This is a genomic window from Deltaproteobacteria bacterium (genome assembly GCA_012522415.1).
Classification (GTDB): domain Bacteria; phylum Desulfobacterota; class Syntrophia; order Syntrophales; family JAAYKM01; genus JAAYKM01.
In genome coordinates this window covers 1-6,732 of the sequence record JAAYKM010000116.1, presented here as the reverse complement: position 1 = coordinate 6,732, position 6,732 = coordinate 1, and the positions used below count along the sequence as shown (strand labels likewise).

The window sequence follows — 6,732 nt, the reverse complement described above, 5'->3', positions numbered from 1 at the left end:
GGGTGACGGCATACGGTATATGCATTTTATGCAAGCGGACCGGGACCGGGGCGAGGAAATGAATGGTGTAACAGGTCGTGTCATAGATTTTTTGTTTGGTCCGAACGAACTGAAGCGTGTTCTCATGGTGTCTATTAACAAGGAGCGGCTCCTTTTTAGCGGGCAGATCGGGCTGATGTGTCCGTATGGTTTCCACTGACCCGTTATCCATCCAGGTTTTTTTCGGGGCTACATAAGGCGGTTTTACATATGGATACATTGACTGCATTGCGTGACATCATCATGGACATCATGGATGTCGAGGGTGAAGCGATTACGGAGGAAACCTATCTCGTCCGGGAACTGGGCGCCGAGTCTATTGATCTGCTTGAGCTCTCGGTGGCCATCAATCACCATTTTCGTATTTCCGTGAAGGACGATGATATTTATTTACGGAATTTTCGTTTTTTCCTGGTGGAAGCGGAACGATTGATGAAGGAACCTGCGGCATACCTTCTGGAATGCTTTCCCTTTCTGACCATTGAACGTATCGCCGAAATGCTGGGCGATCTGGAGGCGGGGCCGGCTATTAAAATCAAGGATCTGATCAGTTATATCGCCTTCCAGAGGAAGGGCTGAGACATGGAACGGGACAGTCTGACTGCCTTTGACGAACTGGTGACCCGCCGTCGCAGTATCCGGAGGTATAAAGCCGATATGCCGCCTGACGGTATGATCGAAAAAATGGTACAGGCCGCCCTGGTGGCGCCATCGCCGTCCAATACACAACCCATTCGTTTCATCCGCATCAGGTCATCTCAACTCAGAGAACAGATCAGACATGGCATGACTGCGGTTCAGGAGCGACTTATGCAAATTGCCGTCGAGGCGGGCCGTCCCAAATGGATGAAAAACCGCATTAAATTCTACAATCGCTATATGGCCTTCATGTTCGATGCTCCCGTGCTGATGGCGGTTGTTACGCTAAGGGCCGAAGAACTTCTGGTCGGACCGGAAAACCTTTTTGGTTCAAGGCTCGCGGACATCCGGGTTATGAACCTGCATATGACGGCAGGCCTGTCGGTGATGAGCTATCTCCTGAAAGGGGAGGAAATCGGCCTCGGGTCCTGCATCATGTCGGCTCCGCTCATTTTTCTCGAGGAGGTCGAGAAAATGCTCGACCTGGAAGATATGGAATTGCTCTGTTTCATCACTTCCGGCTATCCCGACGAAAAGGCCAAGCCCATTAGAAGAAAAACAATCGACGAGATTTACAGTTGTAGATAGATGAAAAGACGTGTTGTCATCACGGGTATCGGAATCATTTCCGCTTTGGGAAAATCCCCTGAAGAAATTCGATCATCGCTTTTGTCAGAGCGTGTTGTCTTCGAAAGGCCTGATTTTGATCCGGAAGTGGTCGTGTCTCCCGTACCCGATTTTGACCTGCGTCGCTACACAGGAACCTTCAAAGAGCGCCGGTACCTCACCCGGGGAGCCGCCTTCGCTCTGGCGGCGGCCATTGAAGCGGTTCGCGCGTCCGGTCTTGGAGGGGAAGCGCTTGCCGATGCCGGCCTTTTCGTCGGTGCGGGACCGCATCTCGATATCGGCAGGGAATTTCCCAACATGACCGATGGACGCATGGATCGGGGCAAACATGATGCCCTGTGGATTCTCCGGTTTCTCCCCAACACGGCGGCTTCCGTTATTGCCAAATTCTGTGGTATCCGGGGTGAAAACCTGACGGTCGGCACGGCCTGCGCGGCATCGCTTGTAGCTATCGGGGAAGCCTACCGGAGGATCCGGGATGGTTATTTGGATTGTGCCCTGGCTGGAGGGGGTGACTCCAGAACCTACCCGGGGGGTATTCTGGCCTATAAAACGGCAGGCGCCCTTCACCTGGGGGCAGGGAAAGTGGAAGAGGCCAGCCGTCCCTTCGACGAGGCGAGACGGGGATTTGTCTCCGGAGAAGGGGCCGCTTTTTTTATCCTCGAAGAACACGAACATGCGATCAATCGCGGGGCGTTGATTCGGGGAGAAATTTCCGGATACGGATGTTCGATTGACGGGTACCGAATGACCGCTCCGGCTCCTGACGGGAAAAAAGCGGGGGACGCCGTCCGGAGGGCTATGGAAGAGGCGCGTGTTCAATCGGAGAGAATTGGTTTCATTGCTGCCCACGGTACAGGCACGGTACTGAATGATCGGGCCGAAGCGAAAATCATTCGTGATCTCTTTCCGGGGAATTCACCCGCCGTCATTGCCCTCAAATCCTGGATCGGACACCTTTCGACGGCCTGCGGTGCCGTCGAACTGGGTATTGCCCTGGCAGCCCAGGAGGCCGGACATCTTCCGAAAATCCGGAATTTGGATCATCCCTGCGCGGAAGAGATCGATTTTGTCCGAACAGGTCGACATACGCAGGCCGATGCTTTCCTCATTGAGAATTTCGGGTTCGGTGGACAGAATGCGGCACTTGTGGTCGAAAGATCGGGCTACTGAAAACGTGGTTTATGTCGACTTGTGACAAAAGGAATCACCGTTCGTCCGCATGAGGAAACTCTCGAACAAAATTAAGAAATTACAGCATGTTGTTTCGCCGGACGCTTAATCGGCGTCAACGAAAGGGCGTGACGCGATCAGGGGTTAGTAAATGTCCAGAATAACGGAAGTCAACTCGGGCCTTCGCTCCATTCTTTTACTGAGCCGGATCAGCCGTGTGTGTACCGACAAAATATGCGGGACCGTCACTTTTGATGGACGGGGGGTCTTTAGCCTCATCGAGGCCTCCGCCCAGCTCGGGGCCTTCCATGTCCGCTGGCGTGATGAATTTCGCAGACAGGCATTTTTGATCAAGGTGGGTGAATGTATTTTCTGGGACCCTCTGCCGGCTGCCGGATCGTTTGACCTGGCCGGTGATTTGACCGGAGAGAGTGACCGAAGTTTCGTTTACCGGTTATGTGCCCGAAAGGGAGGAAGGATGGTCATGGATGGAGAATTTTGGTTCTCCACCGTGGAATATGATGAAAAATTTGATGGCGCAAGGCTTAGGGCGCATTATAAGAGGCTTTTTTCATGTTTAACCAACGTATCCGGGACCGCCTGACCCTCCAGAAAAGAACGGGACTCTATCGGGATCCTCCGGTCATATCAAAACGGAGGGGCAAACATGTTTGCCTGGATGGAACTCTCTACTTAAGTTTTGCTTCCAACGACTACTTGGGATTTGCCGATTCCCCGGTTTTTAAAGATATCCTTGTCCAAAATGTCAAGGGATTTGGAACCTCCTCCTCTTCCTCCCGCCTTGTGACCGGAAATTATACGTTGATCCGTGAAGCCGAGGCCGCCTGTGCCGATTATTTTGGATATGAAACCGCTCTCTTTTTCCCAAGCGGTTTTCAGGCGAACCTGGGCCTTTTGTCCGCTCTTTTCGAAGCAGGTGATCCGGTCATGGTTGATCAACACATCCACGCCAGCAGTGTCAGTGGGATGGCCTTGAGTGGCGCCGACGTCATCGGCTTCCGACATGGAAATCTCGATCATTTGGAGAAAAAGTTAAAAAAAAACGACGCATCCCGTACAGCGGTGGTGACTGAATCCCTTTTCAGTATGGATGGAGACCTGTTGGATGTGACGAAACTGGCGCGTCTCAAGAGAGACCATGGTTTTTTATCCATCGTCGATGAAGCCCATTCTTTCGGGGCCATCGGACCCGGGGGGAGGGGCATCGCTCACGGCGTTGCCGACATCGCCGTGGGAACGTTCGGCAAAGCCTTCGGTCTGTTTGGTGCATTTGTCCTCCTCCCCGATATATACAAAGAATATCTCCTCAATTTTTCCGCCCCCCTGATGTTTACGACCACCTTGCCCCCTTCCCATGCCGGAACGGTAATCGACATATTAAAGATCATGGAGCGGGCGGAACGGGAACGAGAACAACTGGCGGCGGTAAGTCAAAACATGAAGAGCCGCCTGCTTCAAGCCGGTTTCCGTGCTTTTGGCGACGCGCACATCCTGGGGGTCGAAATTGGTGATGAAGATTTGGCTGTGCGTGTAGCCCTGGGGCTTAAAGAACATGGCATTCTTGTTTTTCCGGCCCGTTATCCGACTGTTGCCCTCAATCGTGCAATTTTAAGGATCGGCATGACGGCGTTACACAATGAAAAAGATGTGAAATTATTTGTCGGGTCATTGCAGAAAACACTTCATAAAGAGGTAAAGAATCATGCATAATCTTTTTATTGTCGGGACCGACACAGGTGTCGGAAAGACCGTTTTATCTCTTGCCTTGATGCACTATATGTATGCGCGAAACCATAAACCATGTTACCTGAAGCTCGTCCAGACCGGGTGTCGCAATCCTTATGATACGGACAGCGATGCCCGGTTTATTTATCGTTATATCGACGAACTGAAAGGAAGGGATTGTGCCGATGCCGTAATTTCCTGTTTCAGAGAACCGAAGGCCCCATACTTTGCCGCCCGCAGTGAAGGGGCGGAGATCGATCCCGATTTTCTGATTCGGGAGATCAGCCGAAGGGGACAAGGATATTCACCTCTGGTGATCGAAGGGGCGGGTGGGCTTATGGTTCCCCTGACAGAGAAGGTGATGATGATCGATCTGGTGGCGAAATCGGGGGCGAAACCGGTAATTGCAGCACGGGCAGGACTTGGAACGATCAATCATACCCTGTTGACAGTTGAAGCCCTAAAAAATCGTGGCATTGAATCCCAAGGCATTGTTTTTGTAGATCCCCTGGAACGGCCAACGGAGTCCCGTATGGTCGAAGACAACCGGATGATTATCGAAAAGATTGCGGGTGTCCCCGTAGCCGGAGTGATTCCACGGATTGTCAATTTCCGCCGGTCCATGGAGCACCTTTTCCCGATGTTCGATCGTCTTTTTATTAGATAATACGTGTAATAACAGTTTGTTAGGAGGAAAACACCTTTTTAGGATGATTATTTCTTGACTTTGACCGGGATCGGTGGCAAGTTTCGACCAATCCTTGAATCCCCAATGGAGACCAGAGGAAAGGTTCGTTATGAAATCACGCGTAATCCGTAACAACCAATTCGTATAACAAACCCTGCCATGGAAAAATGGCGGGGTTTTTTGTTGTTTTCCGGACACGGGGAATACGGGATACAGGGGGTACTGGAGGCATCTTCATTTCGACACGGTTTATTTAAGGGAGGAAGGGTTTTGAATAGAAAGCGGGGATTGCTGTTTTCAATTGTGGTTCTTGTATTGGTGGGACTGGGGATGAAAAGCACACACTGGATGCAGGAGCAAGAGGAATTGAAACCGGAGCCGCCCCGGTCACAGTTCCAGGTCGTTCAGGATTTGGTAATGAAAGGCGAAACGATGTTGGCGATCTTTGAAAAACACGGCCTCGATATCAGCGAATTGTTTGCCATGCGTGACGTGGCGGCAGACGTTCACCCCCTGAGAGCCATTCATGCCGGCCAGCCTTACAGGCTGACTTTGGATTCTGAAAGCCGGGTAAATTCGTTTGTCTATTGGATCAACCGGGACTCGTATCTGCAGATCAAGAGGGTCTCTACAGGCGGCTTTCATGCGGAAAGGGGCGAACTGGCCTATGATAAAAAGCTGATGACCCTATCGGGTGCGATTGCAGACAACCTGGTTTCCTCTGTCGGCGAGGATAGGGAACATCTTCTTCTGGCCCTCAATCTTTCCGACATCTTTGCCTTGGATATCGATTTTACAACTGATCTGCGTAAGGGGGATACGTTCAAGGTCATTACGGAAGGATACTTTTATAACGGCCGCTTCCGGAAATACGGGAACATCGTCGCCGCTGAATTCACGAATAATGGCGAGCTGTTCAAGGCATATCGCTTCGAGCATGACGGAAAAATCGCTTATTATGACGAAGATGGAAATGCACGGAAGAAAGCTTTTTTAAAAGCGCCGTTAAATTTTCGGAGGATCAGTTCTCATTATTCCAAAGGAAGATTTCATCCCGTTCTGAAAATCTGGAGACCACATCACGGTGTCGATTATGCTGCGGCGACCGGTACCCCGGTTTGTACTGTCGGAGACGGAACGGTCGTTCAAGCAGGCTGGTGCGGGGGATACGGTAAAATGGTGGTCGTGAAGCATCCGAACGGATGGCATACCCGTTACGGCCATCTGTCCCGGATTGCCAAAGACGTAAAGAAGGGCAAGAGGCTTGAACAGGGACAAATAATCGGTAACGTCGGATCGACCGGTATTGCAACAGGACCACATCTTCATTATGAGGTTCGAATCGGCGACAAAAGCGTGAATCCCCTGACTCTCAAATTTCCCAAGGGATGGCCGGTGCCCCGCAAAGAGTTCCCCGCCTTCTGTTCAGTCCGGGACAAAATGAACACGCACTTGTCAGCCACAGGTATATGCGAGATCCCAACCCCGTCGGGACAAACCACCATCAAAACAGTGATGGATTCCGACGAGAGAGACGGCATCTCTCGAACCGCCCTTTTGGGGTCTGAAAATAAAAATAATATGTAGCCTTAGATTGCCGGCCCCTCTTGAAAGCCAGGCCGTCCTAATCCCGAACGGGTTGTTAAAATCGGGAAAACCCCGCCCTGCGCACTTTTCACATTCAATATCATAGCTAGTCGGTTCTGAAAAAGTCTATTTTGATAAAGCGTCACCGTAAGAGATGGTTCTTTGATAATTAGAAAGCCATTGGAAAATTAGACGCAAAAAAGCGGCTGCCCACCGCAGCAGCTTGGCAAAGT

7 protein-coding genes are annotated in these 6,732 nt (G+C 51.2%); all 7 read left to right on the top strand.

All coding sequences use genetic code 11. The features are described from left to right. Window positions 1-249: 249 nt before the first annotated feature. The 7 genes from GX147_09365 to GX147_09335 all read left to right on the top strand — a co-directional run bounded on the left by GX147_09365 (window position 250) and on the right by GX147_09335 (window position 6,499). Window positions 250-618: a hypothetical protein gene (locus tag GX147_09365; GenBank protein ID NLN60887.1), complete on the top strand. Its 369-nt coding sequence runs from the start codon at window positions 250-252 to the stop codon at window positions 616-618. A gap of 3 nt (window positions 619-621) precedes the next feature. After that, window positions 622-1,266: a nitroreductase family protein gene (locus GX147_09360; GenBank protein NLN60886.1), complete on the top strand. Its 645-nt coding sequence runs from the start codon at window positions 622-624 to the stop codon at window positions 1,264-1,266. Beyond that, complete coding sequence (locus tag GX147_09355; protein ID NLN60885.1) at window positions 1,267-2,478, top strand: beta-ketoacyl-[acyl-carrier-protein] synthase family protein; 1,212 nt, start codon at window positions 1,267-1,269, stop codon at window positions 2,476-2,478. 151 nt (window positions 2,479-2,629) lie between these two features. Then, a complete protein-coding gene (locus GX147_09350; protein ID NLN60884.1) occupies window positions 2,630-3,082 on the top strand; it encodes a hypothetical protein in 453 nt (150 codons plus the stop codon). Next, window positions 3,052-4,209, top strand: a complete 1,158-nt coding sequence (locus GX147_09345; protein NLN60883.1) for an 8-amino-7-oxononanoate synthase — start codon at window positions 3,052-3,054, stop codon at window positions 4,207-4,209. The genes GX147_09350 and GX147_09345 overlap by 31 nt, the downstream gene beginning before the upstream one ends. Then, window positions 4,202-4,891 (top strand): dethiobiotin synthase, encoded by a 690-nt coding sequence (bioD, locus tag GX147_09340; GenBank protein NLN60882.1) that lies wholly within the window; start codon window positions 4,202-4,204, stop codon window positions 4,889-4,891. Before GX147_09345 ends, bioD begins: the two co-directional genes overlap by 8 nt. Window positions 4,892-5,182: 291 nt before the next feature. Next, window positions 5,183-6,499, top strand: a complete 1,317-nt coding sequence (locus tag GX147_09335; protein ID NLN60881.1) for a peptidoglycan DD-metalloendopeptidase family protein — start codon at window positions 5,183-5,185, stop codon at window positions 6,497-6,499. Window positions 6,500-6,732 lie beyond the last annotated feature (233 nt).

Bases quoted from the DNA above. Each gene is read 5' to 3' on its own strand.
- GX147_09345 (NLN60883.1), top strand. From the start codon at position 3,052: ATGTTTAACCAACGTATCCGGGACCGCCTGACCCTCCAGAAAAGAACG.
- GX147_09365 (NLN60887.1), top strand. From the start codon at position 250: ATGGATACATTGACTGCATTGCGTGACATCATCATGGACATCATGGAT.
- bioD (NLN60882.1), top strand. From the start codon at position 4,202: ATGCATAATCTTTTTATTGTCGGGACCGACACAGGTGTCGGAAAGACC.
- GX147_09355 (NLN60885.1), top strand. From the start codon at position 1,267: ATGAAAAGACGTGTTGTCATCACGGGTATCGGAATCATTTCCGCTTTG.
- GX147_09360 (NLN60886.1), top strand. From the start codon at position 622: ATGGAACGGGACAGTCTGACTGCCTTTGACGAACTGGTGACCCGCCGT.
- GX147_09350 (NLN60884.1), top strand. From the start codon at position 2,630: ATGTCCAGAATAACGGAAGTCAACTCGGGCCTTCGCTCCATTCTTTTA.